1 protein-coding gene is annotated in these 956 nt (G+C 69.0%); it reads left to right on the forward strand.

Translation table 11 applies throughout. The features are described 5' to 3' along the window. Window positions 1–804: iron chelate uptake ABC transporter family permease subunit (locus ACCC94_RS29835; RefSeq protein ID WP_413353188.1), on the forward strand; the 804-nt coding region annotated here is incomplete at its 5' end. Window positions 805–956: the final 152 nt, after the last annotated feature.

Here is a 956-nt window from a genome sequence, read left to right on the forward strand (position 1 = left end):
GTGCTCGGCTCACTGGCGGCCGGGGCCATGCTCGCCGTGGCCGGCCTGCTGGTGCAGCGCCTGACCGGCAACCCGATGGCCAGCCCGGAAGTGCTGGGCGCTACCTCCGGATCGGCGATCGCCGTGCTGGTGCTGTTCCTGGTGATGCCGCAGCCGCAGGCCTACATGGTCCCGGCGGCGAGCATCGGCGCGTTGCTGACCCTCGGCCTGCTGCTGTGGTTCGCCTGGCGCAAGACCTTCAATGCCGAGCGCCTGCTGCTGACCGGCGTGTGCCTGACGACCCTGCTGCACTCGCTGAGCACGCTGCTGCTGGCCAGCGGCGACCCGCGCATGACGGCGATGATGAGCTGGATGACCGGTTCGACCTATCAGGTAGATGTCTTGTCGGCGAGCACCGGGCTGGCAGTCGGCGCAGTGATGATTGGCGTGAGTCTGCTACTGGCTCGCCCGCTGGACCTGCTGACGCTGGGCAACGGCACGGCCACTGCGCTGGGCTTGAGGCTGCGTCTTGGCCACCTGGCGATCCTGCTGACCGCCGCCGTGCTCACCGCTACTGCGACAATCATCGTCGGCCCGCTGAGTTTCGTCGGCCTGATCGGCCCGCACATCGCCCGCCACCTCGGCGTGCGCCGCGCCGCGCCGCAAGTGCTGCTGAGCGCAGTGGCCGGGGCACTGATCATGGTGCTGGCGGACTGGCTGGGGCGCAACATCGCCTATCCATGGCCGGTGTCGGCGGGATTGCTGGCGGCGTTCATCGGTTGCCCGTATTTCCTCTGGCTGATGCATCGGGAGCGGCGGGGCTGATTTATACAGCGGCCTTTGCCCGCCCCTCGCGGGCATGGGCCAGGCGCCCACGCCGGTTCGGCAGGTGCGCGAGCTGCGCTGGAGCGGGCTTTTCGTAGGAGCGAGCTTGCTCGCGAACCGGATTACCCGGCCAATCCGGCGCTGTGCGGGTT

This window comes from Pseudomonas sp. Pseusp97 (assembly GCF_047304025.1).
Lineage (GTDB): Bacteria > Pseudomonadota > Gammaproteobacteria > Pseudomonadales > Pseudomonadaceae > Pseudomonas.